This window comes from Roseivivax sp. GX 12232 (assembly GCF_021272185.1).
Classification (GTDB): Bacteria; Pseudomonadota; Alphaproteobacteria; order Rhodobacterales; family Rhodobacteraceae; genus Roseivivax.
In genome coordinates this window covers 178,610-193,071 of record NZ_JAJSEC010000006.1, presented here as the reverse complement: position 1 = coordinate 193,071, position 14,462 = coordinate 178,610, and the positions used below count along the sequence as shown (strand labels likewise).

The window sequence follows — 14,462 nt, the reverse complement described above, 5'->3', positions numbered from 1 at the left end:
GCGATGAGCACACCCGTTCTGTCCGTCCGCGACCTGGTCGTGGAAATTCCAACGCGCCGTGGAGTCCTGCGGCCGGTGAACCAGGTGAGCTACGACATCCACGCCGGGGAGATCCTCGGCGTGGTGGGCGAATCCGGCGCCGGCAAGTCGATGACCGGCAACGCGGTGATCGGCCTTCTGGACCGGCCCGCGCGCATCGTCTCGGGCGAGGTGCTCCTGGGCGGCGAGCCCGTGCACCAGCTCAAGGGCGAGCGGCTGCGCAAGCTGCGCGGGCGCAAGATGGGGATGATCTTCCAGGATCCGCTGACCTCGCTGAACCCGCTTCTGACGGTGGGCGAGCAGCTGACCGAGACCATCACCGAGCACCTTGACGTGGGCCAGTCCGAGGCCCGCCGCCGCGCCATCGCGGCGCTCGACGAGGTCGGCATCCCGGCGGCCTCGCAGCGCATCGGCTCCTATCCGCACGAGTTCTCGGGCGGGATGCGGCAGCGCGTGGTGATCGCGCTGGCGCTCTGCGCCGAGCCCGACCTGGTGATCGCCGACGAGCCGACCACCGCGCTCGACGTCTCGGTGCAGGCCCAGATCGTGGCGCTCCTGAAGCGGCTCTGCCGCGAAAAGGGCGTGGCGGTCATGCTGGTCACCCACGACATGGGCGTGATCGCCGAGGCCGCCGACCGCGTCGCGGTGATGTATGCCGGCCGCCTGGCCGAGCTCGGCCCGGTGCGCGAGGTGATCACCAACGCCCGGCACCCCTATACCGCGGGGCTCATGGCCTCGACGCCGCTGGCCAGCCGCGGCCAGAAGCGGCTGCGCCAGATCCCCGGCGCCATGCCGCGCCTCGACAACCTGCCCGCGGGCTGCGCCTTCCATCCGCGCTGCGACCGGGCCGAAGCCGCCTGCCGCCAGGACCCGCCGCCGAGCCTCTCGGCCTGCGACGGGCGTGCGGCCTGCTGGTTCCCCCTGACCGACAAGACCAAGGCCACTGCATGAGCGCGATCGTCAAAGTCTCGGACCTCACCCGTATCTTCGATGTCTCGAAACCCTGGCTGAACCGGGTGATCGAGCGCAGCCCCCGGGCGCTTCTGACCGCCGTCTCCGAGGTCAGCTTCGAGATCGAGGAAAACTCCGTCTACGCGCTGGTGGGCGAATCCGGCTCGGGCAAGTCGACCATCGGCAAGATCATCGTGGGCCTGGTGCCGCCCTCCGAGGGCCACGTCGAGGTCGACGGCGTCGATCTCGCGACCGAGACCGATGCCGAGAAGATCGAGTCGATCCGCTCGGAGATCCAGATGATCTTCCAGGATCCCTATGCCTCGCTGAACCCGCGCTGGACGGTGCGCGACATCATCGCCGAGCCGGTCGCCGTGCGCGGCGGCAAGACCGACGGGCTGGCGGAACGGCTGCTCGAACAGGTGGGCCTCTCGGGGGCGGATGCGGGCAAATATCCGCACGAGTTCTCGGGCGGCCAGCGGCAGCGGATCTGCATCGCGCGGGCGCTGGCGGCGGGTCCGCGGATCATCGTCTGCGACGAGCCGACCTCGGCGCTGGACGTCTCGGTGCAGAGCCAGGTGCTGAACCTGATGTCCGACCTGCGCGAGGAGCTGGGGCTGACCTATCTCTTCATCAGCCACGACCTGACGGTGGTGCACCATATGGCCGACAAGATCGGCGTGCTCTACCTCGGCGGGCTGGTCGAGGAGGCGCCGCGCGACCGGCTCTTCGATGATCCCAAGCATCCCTATACGCAGATGCTCTTCGACGCCGCGCCGCGCATGGATGCCTTCGGGCGCGAGGTCGAACCGCCGAAGGGCGAGATCCCGGATGCGATCAACCCGCCGCCGGGCTGCCCCTATCACCCGCGCTGCCCGATCGCGGTGGACCGCTGCCGCAAGGAGCGTCCCGAGCTGCGCCGCCTGGGCGAAACGCGGGTCGCCTGCCACCTGGCCGAATAGGGCCGGGCGGGCGGTCTTGGGCGTGTCCTTGAAGAGGTTGTAGGACTGAGGCCGGGGGAGACCCCGGCCCGGGGCCTCAGCCCATCCGCTGCGCGTCGCTGGGAACCGCGCGGGGGTAGTCCTCCTGCGCGCCCTCGGCGAGCTGGGAGGTGATGCCCGCGGCCACGCGCATCGTCTCGGAGGCGTTGTTGCGCATCATCGCCACCACGACCTTCTGCAGGTTCTCCTGCAGCGCGCGCCAGCAGCCGTCGGGGTCGGCGGCGTAATCGGCCACCCGCCAGCGGATCACCCGCCAATGCGCCACGGTCAGCGCATGGGCCAGCACGTCGTCGGGCAGGATCGAGGCCATGGAGCGGCAGATGCTGATCGCGTAGCGGGCGTAGAGGTCCATCGAATGTTCGGTGGTGTTCTGGGCGACCAGCGACTGGCCGACCATCTCGATCTTGGCGCCGTCGTCGACCTTGGCGCCGACGCAGCAATTGGCGGCGGCGGTGGCGATCTCGGCGTAGACCTTGAAGGCCATGCCGCGGTCGGTGTCATAAAGGCTAGAGATCACCGTGCCGACGCCCGGCCGGGTTTCCACGAGCCCGGCGATGGCCAGTTCCTGAAGCACCTGACGGACTGGCGTGCGCGACACGCCCAGCTCTTCGGCCAGGGCGGTTTCATGCAGGACGGTTGTCGTGTCGGTGGGTGCGAGCAGGACCTTGGTCAGCACGACATCGAGCGTATCGTCGTAGGTGCGTAGCTCTGTGGTGGCCATGGGATTCCCAGATCAACTGCCGAAAACATGTATACAGCTGGACGCTGCAAGTCAAGCGTGTGTCGAAACGTGCTAAATACACGTTAATAGTTTAGGCCAACCCGCGAGAAAAAGGCGATAAAGCTTGCCATAGTCGCGAAAAAGCCACATTGTCGCCCGAAAGTGCCGAGCTATATCCCGGTATACAGGTAGATAAACTTTGAGCAGTATTGTGGCCATTTGTCCAGAGGACATGGGCGGTCACGCCCGCCTTTCCCGCGCCTCCGCGCGCGAGGAAACCCAGTGATTTTTCTGCGAATTTCCCTGAAATCCCGGGTATCCAGCCGGGGTGTCGGGGAATTCCCGGCGTTTTCAACGCCTTTCCCCACCCGCCCCGCGATCTGCCCGCGAACCGGGGCGGCACGACCCTCTGCGGGGAAAATGCCGAAAATCCCGCGCGCCAGCCGCGGACGTGAGCATTGTTTTACCTTCTCGCGATACAAAGAATCCGGCAGAATTGTGGAAACAGAACAATAATCCGAGGCAGTGCAAGATGACCGAGATCCTGACAGAGATCCTGACCGAAGGCGTGCCCGACACGTCGATCGACGCCTCCCTGCGCAGGCTCTACTACCTCGCCTCGGACGCCGATCGCACGATCGACGAAAAGGCGCAGGAACTGCTCGAGCTGGGGTGCAGCACGCTGGGCCTGTCGCTCGGCATCGTCAGCCGCGTGCAGGACGGCCGCTACGAGGTGCGCTACAGCGCCGGCCTCGAGCTCGATCCCCCCGAGCCGGGCACCATCTTCGAGGTCTCGGGCACCTACTGCTGCCACACGCTGGCCGCCGAGGATGTGACCAGCTTCCACCACGCCGGCAAGTCCGAGATCGCGGAACATCCCTGCTATCTCGACTTCGGGCTCGAAGCCTATATCGGCGCACCGCTGATCGTGCATGGCCAGGCCATCGGCACGCTGAACTTCTCGGACCCCGCCGCCCGCCAGCGCCCCTTCTCGATCAAGGAGGTCGAGCTGGTGCGCTTCTTCGGCAAATGGCTGTCGAAGGAATGGCAGCTCGAGGTCGAAAAGCAGGAGCTGCTGGATACATCGGCGCTTCTGAAGGCGGTGATCCAGGCCATGCCCGACGCGCTGATCGTGGCCGACCGCGAACGCCGGATCACGCTCACGAACGAGGCCTTCGGCAAGACCTTCGGCTACCGCACGCAGGAGCTGGCGGGCCGGCAGACATCGGTGCTTTACGCTGACCTCGACCAATATGATTCCACCGGGCAGCGCCGCTTCAACCCCGGCGCCAACGGCGTCGGCGACCCCTACGAGATGACCTACCGCCGCCGCGACGGCGAGGCCTTCACCGGCGAGACCCATGCCGCGCCGCTGACCACCCAGGACGGGCGACGTCTGGGCTATCTCGCGGTGATCCGCGACCTGACGCGCCGCAAGGCCATCGAGGCGCAGCGCGACCACGCCATCTCGGTGGTCAGCCACGAGATCAAGACGCCGGTCTCGGTGGTCTCGGGGGCGCTGCAGCTTCTGGGGAACTACGCCCACAAGCTGCCCGAGGAGGGTCAGCACCTGATCACCATGGCCGAGAACGGCATGACCCGGACCGAAAGCCTGATCGAGGACATCCTGACCTCGGGCCGGCTGCAGGCCGAGGACGGGCAGTCCCCCTTCGAGGAGGCCGACCTGGCCGTGGTGCTGAAGCAGGCGATCCAGGGCATCCAGCTTTTTGCCGATACCAACGACGTGAGCCTCGATTTCGTGGGCGCCGAGGGCGGTGGGGCGGAGGTCTTCGTGAACATCTCGCGGGTGCAGCAGGTGGTGACGAACCTCTTGTCGAACGCAATCAAGGCCTCGCCCAAGCACGGGCGGGTCAAGGTCGGGCTGGTGACCAACCCCGCCGGCTTCTGGATCAGCGACAACGGCCCGGGCATCCCCGAAATGCTGCAGCCGGTGCTCTACGACCGCTTCACCCGCAGCGGCGAGGAAAGCTTCCGCTTCGGCGGCGGCACCGGGCTGGGGATGAGCGTGGTGAAGGCCATCGTCGACCAGCACCGGGGCGAGATCACCTTCGACACCTCGAAATCCGCGGGCACGACCTTCGTGGTGCGCTTCCCCAACCTCTCCGCCGAGGCCACGCCCGGCGCCGAGGTGATCGACCTGCCGGGTGTCTCGGCGGAGTGAGGCCGGGGCAGGGCGGGGGCCTGCCGGGTGGATGCGTGATGTGAGGTCGGCGGCGGGCTCGCCGGATGGAAGAAGGCGTTGGCCCCGAGGCCGGGTGCAAGCCCAGCGTGCCGAGCCGCGCTGTCTTGGTCTGGATCAGGTCTGAACTCCCGCGAGCTTGCCGGTGCCAACCTCGCGCTCCCTCAAGCCTGCCCGGCGCCAATCTCGCCCTCCCGCGAACCGCTCGACCCCAAGCCGTCCCGACCCCTCACCCCCCGGGCCGCAGCACATGCGACTCCCGCGGCACCAGCGGGCATTCCAATCGCACCTGCTCGCCGTCCAGCTCCGCCGCCAGCAGCCGCTTCACGCAGAGCTGGCCCATCTCGCGGTGCGGCAGCAGCACCGTGGAGAGCTGCGGCGAGAGATGCTGCGCCACCTCCTGGTCGTCGTAGCCCATGACCGCGATGGTCTCTCCGATGGTCTCGCCCAGCTCCTTCAGCGCCTCGTAGCAGCCGAGCGCGGTCAGGTCGTTGGCGCAGTAGATCGCGTCGGGCCGCAGCGGCCCGCGCATCAGCTCCAGCGTGGCGCTGCGCCCGCCGCTGGGCAAGAAATTGCCCTCCTTCACCAGCGCCGGATCAACGGCGCGGCCCGCGGCGCGCAGGGCGCGCTCGTAGCCCTCGAGCCGCTGTTCGGAAGCCTCCATCCAGGGCTCGCCCGAGATATAGGCGATGCGCGCATGGCCCGCCGCGATCAGCGCGCGGACCGCGGCCTCGCTGCCGCGCCGCTCAGCGGGCACCACCGAGGGAAAGCGCGCCTCGGGATCGTGGCAGTTCAGCAGCACCGCGCGGTGCTGGGCCAGCCCCGGCGGCGGCTGCGCCTCGCGGGTCAGGATCGCGCCGTAGATCACCCCGAGCACCCCGTCCTGCTGCCATTTGCGCAGCACCGCGGCCTCGTAATCGGGGTCGCCGCCGGTCATCACGACCTCGGTCATCACGCCGCTTTGCCAGGCCTCCTCCTGGATGCCGTCGACCGAGATGGCGGCGAAGGGGCTGGTGGCGATCTGGTCGAACATCACCCCGATCACCCGCAGACCCAGCTGGCGCGGCGGTCGGCCCGCGCCGCGCGGGCGGTAGCCAAGGGCTTTCACCGCCTCGAGCACCCGGCGCCGGGTCTCGCCGCTGATGCGCATGTCCTCTTGCCCGTTCAGCACGAAAGAGACCGTGGACTGCGACACGCCGGCCTGGCGCGCGACGTCCTTCATGGTGACGCGCTGGGGTTTGCCTGTCTCCTCCGCGGCCATGCCTGGGCTCCCCGCCTGTTGCTCCCGTCACCGGCCATACACCGGCGCCCCCGCGCGCGAAACACCGGCCCCGGAGCCCCGGCGCAGGAATGTCTTGCGTCCCGCTAATAAATATTGCTAAAAATATTAGCACAAGCGGAATCAGCCCGCGGACCGCCCTTTGCGGCGGGTCCGGCGCGGCGATCACCGCAAGAGTCCGGGGCGGGCGCGCCAGAGGAGAGGCCGCGCAAGCCCCGAGGCAGAGGACACGGGCCAAGGACGGGGAGGAGACCGATGCCGCTGCGACCCAAGATCGGACGTTCGCTGAGCCAGGCGCAGGCGGCCTATGCGCTGCTTCTGCCCTTCCTGGCGGTCTACGCGCTGTTCCTGATCTATCCCTTCTTTCGCGGCGTTTGGATCAGCCTGCACGACTGGAACCTGCTCGAGGTCGCCTTCAACCCGGCGGCCAAGGAATACGTGGGCCTGCGCAACTACGAGCGGGTCATGTGGGGCAAGGACATCGAGTGGAGCCTCTTCGCCGCGCCGCTGATCCAGCTTGCCGGACTGGCCGCGCTGGCCGGTGCCGCCTTCACCGGCTGGACCGGGCGGCTGAGCCGGCCCACGGCCCTGGCGCTGGGTGTCGTGGCGGCGCTGGTGGTGCTGATCGCCGGGCTGCACCCGGGCGAGGAGGGCCGCTGGTACGACCGCCGCTTCTGGCCGACCGTCGGCAACACGCTGGTCTTCGTCGGGCTGGCGGTGCCGGGGGTGACGCTTTCGGCGCTCGTGCTGGCCGCGGCGCTCAACCGCGAGAGCCGCGCCATGGCGGCGCTGCGCACGCTGTTCTTCCTGAGCCAGGTGCTCTCGGTGACGGTGGTCACGCTGATCTGGCAGATCATGTTCTCGCCGCGCCAGGGGCTCATCGCCAATATCACCGAGCTCTTCGGCGGCACCCCGATCAACTGGCTGACGGATGCGCAGTTCGCCATGGCGGCCATCGTGATCGCCACGATCTGGTGGTCGCTCGGGATCGCGCTGATCCTCTTTCTCGCCGGGCTTCAGGACATCTCGAAGGACCTCTACGAGGCCGCGGCGCTGGACCATTGCACCGGCGTCCGGGCCTTCCGGCACATCACCCTGCCGAACCTCAAGCGCACCATCACGCTGGTGGTGATCCTGCAGATCATCCTGCACTTCCAGGTTTTCGGCCAGTCGCACCTGATGACCCAGGGCGGGCCCAACGACAGCACCCAGGTGCTGGTCCGCTACATCTACCAGACCGGCTTCCGTGACAGCGACCTGGGCCGCGCCTCGGCCATGGCGGTCTTCCTCTTCGTGGTCATGGGCGCCTTCTCGGTCATCCAATTCATCGTCGGAAGGGGGAAGAGCCAATGACCCGCGGAACCTCCTGGCTGGTGATCGCGCTGGCGATCCCGGCCTTCCTCTGGCTGGTGCCGACGCTCTGGATGGTCTCGCTGTCCTTCCAGCCGAACGACGTGCTTGCGCGGACCACCTCCTCGACGGCGCTGGGGCTGGTACCCTGGCCCTTCACCGCCGAGAATTACGCCGCGCTCTTCGCCTTCGGTCAGACGCCCTGGTGGTTTCTCAACTCGCTGATCGTGGCGACCGGCATGACGCTGGGGGTGCTGGCGGTCTCGACCACGGCGGGCTACGCGCTGGCGCGGCTCGAGTTTCCCTTCAAGAAGACCATCGCCACGATCTGCCTCATCGGGCTCATGGTGCCGGAACAGGCGGTCTTCATCCCGCTTTACACGATGTTCGCGGATTTCGGCTGGCACAACAGCTACCACGCGCTGATCCTGCCGCGCATGGCGGTGCCGATCGGCGTCTTCCTGATGATGCAGTTCTTCCGCGCCATCCCGCAGGACATCGAAGAGGCCGCGCGGCTCGACGGGGTCGGCTGGCTGCAGATCTTCTGGCACGTCATGCTGCCGCTGGCGCGCCCGGCGATGATGACGCTGGCGATCCTGACGTTTCTCTACGCCTGGAACGACTACCTCTGGCCGCTCGTGAGCGCCCAGCAGCGGGAATATTTCACCATCACGCTGGGCCTCGCCTCGATCCAGTCGAACTTCGCCCAGTCCGAGGGGCTGGGGCGGGTCATGGCCTCGGGGGTGATCGCCTCGCTGCCGGTGGTCGTGCTGTTCCTGATCTTCCAGCGCTACGTGGTCCAGGCGATGACCGCCGGCGGGACCAAGGGCTGACCCGGGGCAGGGGCCCCATCCATCTCAGAGGGAGGACACCATGAGACAACTCATCATCTGCGGGCTTGCCGCGGCCACGCTGGCCAGCGGCGCCACGGCCCAGGAGGTCACGCTGGGCCGCTTCTTCGGCGCCTGCGAGGACGCGGGCACCGACACCAAGGCCTCGGTCGGCGAGGCCTGCATCATCCAGTCGATCATCAACGCCGCCTCGGCCGAGATCGACGGCGTCTCGATCGAGACCCTGCCCACCGACTGGGGCAATTACTACGACCAGATCAAGGCGGCCTATGCCGGCGGCACCCCGCCGGATGTGCATGTCATGCACCGCCACCGGATCCCCGAGTTCGCGGGCATCGGCGCCCTGGCCGAGTTGTCGGGCGATCTCGAGGCCGCGGGCATCGACCCCGCCGACTGGAGCGAGGCGGCGCGCGCCGCGGTCACGCATGACGGCGGCATCTACGGCGTACCGATGGATATTCACGCCAACCTCTGGCACGTGAACATGGACATCATGGCCGAGGCGGGCCTGGTCGAGGACGGCAAGCCGGTGCTGCCCTCCTCGCCCGAGGAACTGATCGCCCATGCCGAACAGGTGAAGGAGGCGACCGGCAAGAGCTACCTCGCCGCCGATTTCGCGCAGTTCCCGCTTGGCGTGCGCATGGTGCTGGCGCTGCTCTGGCAGCAGGGCGACAACATCTTCACCGAGGACGGCACCGCGACCCTCGACACCGAGGCCGCCCGCCGCGCCGTCGAGACGGTCACCCAGCTCTTCGACGCGGGCCATGCCGATCCGCGGCTGAACTACGCCGACAGCCAGCAATCCTTCCTGAACGGCGAGGCGGCGGTTCTGGTCAACGGCACCTGGGTCGTGGATTTCTACGACGCCGAGGCCGCCAAGGAGGAAACCGGGCTCGACAGCTACTATGTCGCGGATTTCCCGACGCTCTTCTCGGAAGGGGCGACCTGGGCGGACAGCCACATGTGGGCGATCCCGGCGCCGCTCAAGGCCGATGACCCCGAGACCTATCAGGCCGCGCTCAAGGTCCTGGCCTTCATCAACGACCACAACATCGACTGGGCGCGCACCGGGCACATGGCCGTGCGCAACTCGGTGGTGGACAGCGCCGAATACGCCGAGCTGCCGCATCGCGGCGAATACGCCGGCACTGCCGCCATCGCCACGGACACTCCGCCGTCCGAGCGCTACGGCGCGATCCAGGACGTGCTGAACCGCGAGTTCCAGGCGATCTGGCTGACCGGCAAGCCGGTGGGCGACGCGCTGGCCGATGCCGAGATCGAGGTCCAGGACCTGCTCGACCGCTGAGACCCCGTGCCCCGCCGCCCGGAGCGGCGGCGGGGCCCCCAGAGATGCCGGAGACGACAGATGCAGGTTTGGAGCCCGAGCCGGGCGCAGGATTGGTGGCAGCGCCGCGGCTGGGTCTGCGGCGCCAATTTCCTGCCCTCGACGGCGGTCAACTTCCTCGAGATGTGGCACCCCGAGAGCTTCGACCGCATCACCATCGCGCGCGAGCTGGGCTGGGCCGCCGAGGCTGGGCTGAACGCGCTGCGGGTGAACCTGCACAGCCTGGCCTGGCGCCATGACCCCGAGGGGCTGATCCAGCGGCTCGACTGGGTCATGGACCAGGCCGCGCGGCAGGGGATGCGCGTCGCGCCCTGCCTCTTCGACGATTGCGGCTTCGGCGGGCAGGAGCCCCACTGGGGCCCGCAGCCGGACCCGCTTCCGGGCGTGCACAACAGCCGCGCCGTGGCCTCGCCGGGCCGCGACGTGGTGGTCGCGGGCACCGATCGGGACGCGCTCGAATCCTACGTGCGCGGCGTGGTGCGCGCCTTCCGCGACGACCCGCGGGTGCTGTTCTGGGACATCTACAACGAGCCCGGCAACCGCATGGAATTCACCGCCGAGGGCTTCGCCCAGTACCCCCGCGACCTCGAGCCCGCGGCGATCGCGCTGATGGAAATGGCCTTCGGCTGGGCCCGCGCCGAGGCGCCCGAGGCGCCGCTGACCGCCGCGGCCTGGAGCACGCCGCTCCCGGGCGAGGACGCGGCGCCTTACCAGACCGAGGCCGACCAAAGGGCGCTCGATCTCTCCGACATCGTGACCTTCCACGCCTATTGGCGCCGCGAGGCCGTGGCGGGCTTCATCGACCACCTGGCCGCGCGCGGGCGGCCGATGCTCTGCACCGAATGGATGGCCCGGGCGGTGGGCAGCACGATCCCCGACCAGCTGCCGCTCTTCCGCGCGCGGGACGTCGGCTGCTTCCAGTGGGGGCTGGTGCGCGGGCGCACCCAGACCCATCTGCCCTGGCCCGCCGACCTGGTGGCCGCGCATGGCGGCGACCCCCGGCGCGACATCTGGTTTCACGATCTCCTGCACCCCGACGGGCGGCCCTACGACCCCGAGGAGATCGCCACGATCAAACGGCTGCGCGCCGCGCCTCCCGGCGGAGCGCAGGGCGGGGCGGCTGCGGGGTAGGGGTACCCCGCGCCGCTCAGTCCAGACGGCGGCCCTCGACGATCCACATGGTGGCCGGCCAGGCCAGGGGCAGGGTCAGCCCCTGCGCCATGAGCCAGCGCCCCGAGGCCCGGATCGGGCCCGTCTTCAGGCGGTTCGGCCCGCGGCTCTGCGGCGGCGCGTCCTCGGGGTTGGCGAGGCGCAGCTCGTAGCGCGCCGCCGGGTCGAGCCCGGTCAGCCGCAGCGGGCGCGGCAGGCTCTGGCGGCTGGTCTGTGACTGGCCCGCAAAGAGCGCGAAGCGGCTGCCGTCGGCAGCGACCTGCAGCTCGCCGGTCATCGCCGGGTCGTCGCTGTCGAGCCGGTGCAGCGCCGCGCCGAAGAGCCAGCCGCGCGCGGCTTTCCACCAGGCGGTGAGCCGGGTCAGCACCGCCTCTTCCGCCTCGGTCAGATCGCGCAGGTCCATTTCGAAGCCCATGTGGCGGCTCGCGGCCACCCCGGCGCGAAAACCCATGGGCAGGCTGCGCCCGCTCGAATGGCTGTCGCGCGCGCCCACATGCGCGCCGGTCACCGCCGCGGGGAGGAAGAGCGCCGCGTCGTGCTGGATGCGCAGCCGCTCCAGCGCGTCGTTCGAATCCGACAGCCAGACCCGCTCGGTCCGGGACAGGATGCCGTAGTCGATTCGCCCTCCGCCCGAGGCGCAGGTCTCGAACTCGATGCCCGGATGAGCCGCGCGCAGCCGGTCGAAAAGCGCGTAGACCCCGCGCGCCTGGGCGGCATCGGCGACGGGCAGCACCCGGTTGTGATCCCATTTCACGTAGTCGATCCGATGCGCCGAGAAGACCGCGTCGAGGGCCTCGAACAGGTGGTCGCGCACCTCCGCGCGGCTCATGTCGAGCACGTATTGCGCCCGCCCCAGCGTCTGGTCGGCGGGCCCGAGGATCCAGTCGGGATGGGCGCGGAAGAGCGCGCTTTGCGGGTTCACCATCTCGGGCTCGACCCAGAGGCCGAAGCGCATCCCCAGGGCCTCCACCCGGTCGATCAGCGGGCCCAGGCCCTCGGGCCATTTCCGCGCATCGACCTGCCAGTCGCCGAGCGAGGTGGTGTCGTCGTCGCGCGCGCCGAACCAGCCGTCGTCCAGCACGAAGCGCTCCGCCCCGATGCGCGCGGCGCGTTCGGCGATGTCTGACAACACCTCGAGGTCATGGTCGAAATAGACCGCCTCCCAGCAGTTGTAATGCACCGGGCGCGGCCGCGCGGGGTCGCGCCAGGCGACGTGGTCGTCGCGCAGATAGGCCTGGAGCCGCACCGCCGCCGAGTTCAGCCCGGCGTTGCCATGCGCGGCGTAAAGCGTCGCGGTCTCGAAACTGGTGCCGGGGGCGCGTTCGGAGCCCGCCGCATGGCCGAACTGCACCTGCCGCCGCCCGTCCGACAGCTCCTCGGCGAGGAAGCGATGCCCGCCCGACCAGCCGTAATGCAGCGCCTGCACCGCGCCGCGGGTTTTGGCGGCTCCGGCCTCCAGCAGGTAGGCGCCGGGAAAATGCTCGTGCCCGGAGCGCCCGTTCAGCGCCTCCTGCAGGATCGCGCCCTGCCGCCAGGGCTGCCGGTCGAGCTGGAACTCCGAGAGCCAGCGCCCGCTCACGGTCAGCACCTCGGCGCTCGACTGCGGCGCGGCGAGGACCGGCGCGGAGAGCCACTGCAGCCGCACCGGCGCCTCCGAGGTCAGCCGCGCCGAGAGCTTCAGCACGTTCGAAGACGTGGTCTCGATCCGCGCCTCGTAGCTCAACCCCAGCGCCGCGTCGCGCCCGCGCACCCGCGCGCGCGTGCCGTCGCAGTCCACCGCCTCGAGGCTCAGACGGGGCAGCAGCGGCGCGCCATCCGCGTCCGCGAGGCTCAGCCCCGGCTGGCCCGGAAAGCCGGCGCCATGGGTCGGGCAGATCGTCAGCTCGGGCAGCGCGTCGAGCATCCCGCCGCCGATGTCCGAGCGCGTGGCCCGCGCCAGTTCGGCCAGGTCCTCCTCGGGGGGCAGCGGATCGCCCCAGTAGATCACGCCGGGCAGCTCCGTGCCGGTCGCGGCCAGAACCAGGGTTTGCGTCGCGTCGTCGATACGCCAGGGGCCGGTCATCGCGGGGCTCCTTCTGTCATGTGGGGGGATGGAAAAACCCCGGCCCCGCCCGGGAGGCGGGGCAGGGCCGGGCGGGGCCGGGGCCGTGGGTCGCCGCCTCAGCGCAGCCCGTCCCAGCGCTCCTGCACGCGTCCCGCCGCCTCTTCGGCGCTGGCGCCGACGGTGTAGTCGATCATCGCCGACCAGAAGGCCGAGGTGCCGATCTCGCCCGGCATCAGGTCCGAGGCGTCGAAGCGGAAGGTGGTGGCATCGGTCAGGATGCGCCCCTGTTCGCGCAGCATGTCGCTGGCATAGGCGTCGGGGTTCGCCTCGGTGAAGGGCGTGAGGAAGCCCGACTGCGCCATCCAGACCTCATGGGCGATCGGCGTCTTCAGGAACTCGATGAAGGCGCGCGCGGCGGGGCTGTCCTCGGTGATGACGAACATCGTGCCCGCGCCCAGCACCGGGCGGCCGAGGTCACGCTCTTCCGAGGCGGGGAAGTAGAAGAAATCCACGTCCTCGCCCATCTCGACGCCCTCGGGGAAGAAGGTCGGGATGAAGGTCGCCTGCTTGTGCATGTAGCACTCGTTCGGCACCGAGAAGAGGCCCGCCGGGCTGTCGCGGAAGTCGGTGGTGGCCGCCGCCTGGGCGCCGCCCGCGACGAAGCCCTCGGTGCGGGCGAACCAGCCGTATTCCTCGATCGCGTCCAGCACCTTGGGGTCGTCGAAGGGCATCTCGTTGGCGACCCAGGCGTCGTAGTCCTGCGGCGGATGGAGGCGCAGCATCAGGTCCTCGACCCAGTCGGTCGCGGGCCAGCCGGTGGCGTCGCTCGATCCCAGGCCGATGCACCAGGGGGTGCCGCCCTCCTCGGCGATCTCCTCGGTCAGTTCCTTCAGCTCTTCGAGGCTTTCGGGCACGTCGTAGCCCATCTCGTCGAAGGCGCGGGGCGAATACCAGACCAGCGACTTCACATCGACTTTGTAGAACAGCCCGTAGAGCCCCTGGTCCCCCTCGGGGCCCGCGAAGCTGGCCAGGTCGACCCAGCTTTCGCCCGCGGAATAGTTCTGCCGCACCCAGTCTGCGGTGTCCTGGCCCAGCGGCGTCAGCAGCCCCTTGGCGGCGAGGTCGCGGGCAAGGCCCGGCTGGGCCACCGCCGCGACACCCGGCGGTGTGCCGGCGTTGAGGCTCACCACCACCGATTGCTCGAAGTTGCCGGTGCCGGAATAGCGCGCATCGGCGCCGGTGGCTTCGGCGAAATAGGCGACCACTGAAGAGATCAGCGCCGCGTCATTGCCGGTCCAGGGCCCGAGGATCTCGAGGCTTTCGCCTGAGAGGTCATGCGCCTCGGAAAAGCTGGTGAAGCTGTTCCAGCTGAAACGGTCCTCGGCGCCGGGCGCAAAGGGCAGCTCTTGCGCCGTGGCGGGGCCCGCAAGGGCGCAGGTCAGCGCGGTTGTCGCGATCAGCTTGTGCATCAGTCAATCCTCCCGGTTGCTGGGCTTGAGGTAACGCGGCCC

At 69.3% G+C, this 14,462-nt stretch carries 11 protein-coding genes; 7 read left to right on the top strand and 4 right to left on the bottom strand.

Going from position 1 to position 14,462, the window contains the following annotated elements; genetic code table 11:
• Positions 1-3 precede the first annotated feature (3 nt).
• Both LR948_RS12250 and LR948_RS12245 read left to right on the top strand, forming a co-directional pair.
• On the top strand, positions 4-990 hold the full coding sequence (locus tag LR948_RS12250; protein ID WP_232754316.1) for an ABC transporter ATP-binding protein: 987 nt from the start codon (positions 4-6) through the stop codon (positions 988-990).
• Positions 987-1,952, top strand: a complete 966-nt coding sequence (locus tag LR948_RS12245) for an ABC transporter ATP-binding protein (RefSeq protein ID WP_232754315.1) — start codon at positions 987-989, stop codon at positions 1,950-1,952. The genes LR948_RS12250 and LR948_RS12245 overlap by 4 nt, the downstream gene beginning before the upstream one ends.
• Before the next feature lie 76 nt (positions 1,953-2,028).
• Here LR948_RS12245 and LR948_RS12240 read toward each other — a convergent pair whose 3' ends face one another.
• On the bottom strand, positions 2,029-2,712 hold the full coding sequence (locus LR948_RS12240; RefSeq protein WP_232754314.1) for a winged helix-turn-helix domain-containing protein: 684 nt from the start codon (positions 2,710-2,712) through the stop codon (positions 2,029-2,031).
• A 532-nt stretch (positions 2,713-3,244) separates the two neighbouring features.
• Between LR948_RS12240 and LR948_RS12235 the strand changes: the two genes are divergently transcribed.
• Positions 3,245-4,894, top strand: a complete 1,650-nt coding sequence (locus LR948_RS12235) for an ATP-binding protein (RefSeq protein ID WP_232754313.1) — start codon at positions 3,245-3,247, stop codon at positions 4,892-4,894.
• 247 nt (positions 4,895-5,141) lie between these two features.
• Here the strand turns inward: LR948_RS12235 and LR948_RS12230 are convergent, their stop codons facing one another.
• Entirely contained in the window at positions 5,142-6,173 is a 1,032-nt protein-coding gene (locus LR948_RS12230; RefSeq protein ID WP_232754312.1) for a LacI family DNA-binding transcriptional regulator, read from the bottom strand.
• Positions 6,174-6,446: 273 nt separating this feature from the next.
• On the opposite strand from LR948_RS12230, the gene LR948_RS12225 reads away from it, so the two are divergent.
• Genes LR948_RS12225 through LR948_RS12210 form a run of 4 tightly spaced genes read left to right on the top strand, consistent with a single transcriptional unit; the run spans position 6,447 to position 10,868 of the window.
• Positions 6,447-7,544, top strand: coding sequence for a carbohydrate ABC transporter permease (locus LR948_RS12225; protein ID WP_232754311.1), 1,098 nt, complete (start codon positions 6,447-6,449; stop codon positions 7,542-7,544).
• Positions 7,541-8,374 carry a carbohydrate ABC transporter permease gene (locus tag LR948_RS12220; RefSeq protein WP_232754310.1) on the top strand — a complete coding sequence of 278 codons (834 nt, stop codon included), beginning with the start codon at positions 7,541-7,543 and terminating at the stop codon, positions 8,372-8,374. Before LR948_RS12225 ends, LR948_RS12220 begins: the two co-directional genes overlap by 4 nt.
• A gap of 40 nt (positions 8,375-8,414) precedes the next feature.
• Positions 8,415-9,698 carry an extracellular solute-binding protein gene (locus LR948_RS12215; protein WP_232754309.1) on the top strand — a complete coding sequence of 428 codons (1,284 nt, stop codon included), beginning with the start codon at positions 8,415-8,417 and terminating at the stop codon, positions 9,696-9,698.
• A gap of 60 nt (positions 9,699-9,758) precedes the next feature.
• Positions 9,759-10,868 (top strand): hypothetical protein, encoded by a 1,110-nt coding sequence (locus LR948_RS12210; protein WP_232754308.1) that lies wholly within the window; start codon positions 9,759-9,761, stop codon positions 10,866-10,868.
• 16 nt (positions 10,869-10,884) lie between these two features.
• Here the strand turns inward: LR948_RS12210 and LR948_RS12205 are convergent, their stop codons facing one another.
• Together LR948_RS12205 and LR948_RS12200 are read right to left on the bottom strand one after the other, a co-directional pair.
• Entirely contained in the window at positions 10,885-12,969 is a 2,085-nt protein-coding gene (locus LR948_RS12205) for an alpha-galactosidase (RefSeq protein WP_232754307.1), read from the bottom strand.
• A 98-nt stretch (positions 12,970-13,067) separates the two neighbouring features.
• Positions 13,068-14,420 carry an ABC transporter substrate-binding protein gene (locus LR948_RS12200; protein WP_232754306.1) on the bottom strand — a complete coding sequence of 451 codons (1,353 nt, stop codon included), beginning with the start codon at positions 14,418-14,420 and terminating at the stop codon, positions 13,068-13,070.
• Positions 14,421-14,462 lie beyond the last annotated feature (42 nt).

Coding starts and splice junctions, on each gene's coding strand:
- LR948_RS12250 (WP_232754316.1), top strand. CDS start 4: ATGAGCACACCCGTTCTGTCCGTCCGCGACCTGGTCGTGGAAATTCCA.
- LR948_RS12245 (WP_232754315.1), top strand. CDS start 987: ATGAGCGCGATCGTCAAAGTCTCGGACCTCACCCGTATCTTCGATGTC.
- LR948_RS12240 (WP_232754314.1), bottom strand. CDS start 2,712: ATGGCCACCACAGAGCTACGCACCTACGACGATACGCTCGATGTCGTG.
- LR948_RS12235 (WP_232754313.1), top strand. CDS start 3,245: ATGACCGAGATCCTGACAGAGATCCTGACCGAAGGCGTGCCCGACACG.
- LR948_RS12230 (WP_232754312.1), bottom strand. CDS start 6,173: ATGGCCGCGGAGGAGACAGGCAAACCCCAGCGCGTCACCATGAAGGAC.
- LR948_RS12225 (WP_232754311.1), top strand. CDS start 6,447: ATGCCGCTGCGACCCAAGATCGGACGTTCGCTGAGCCAGGCGCAGGCG.
- LR948_RS12220 (WP_232754310.1), top strand. CDS start 7,541: ATGACCCGCGGAACCTCCTGGCTGGTGATCGCGCTGGCGATCCCGGCC.
- LR948_RS12215 (WP_232754309.1), top strand. CDS start 8,415: ATGAGACAACTCATCATCTGCGGGCTTGCCGCGGCCACGCTGGCCAGC.
- LR948_RS12210 (WP_232754308.1), top strand. CDS start 9,759: ATGCAGGTTTGGAGCCCGAGCCGGGCGCAGGATTGGTGGCAGCGCCGC.
- LR948_RS12205 (WP_232754307.1), bottom strand. CDS start 12,969: ATGACCGGCCCCTGGCGTATCGACGACGCGACGCAAACCCTGGTTCTG.
- LR948_RS12200 (WP_232754306.1), bottom strand. CDS start 14,420: ATGCACAAGCTGATCGCGACAACCGCGCTGACCTGCGCCCTTGCGGGC.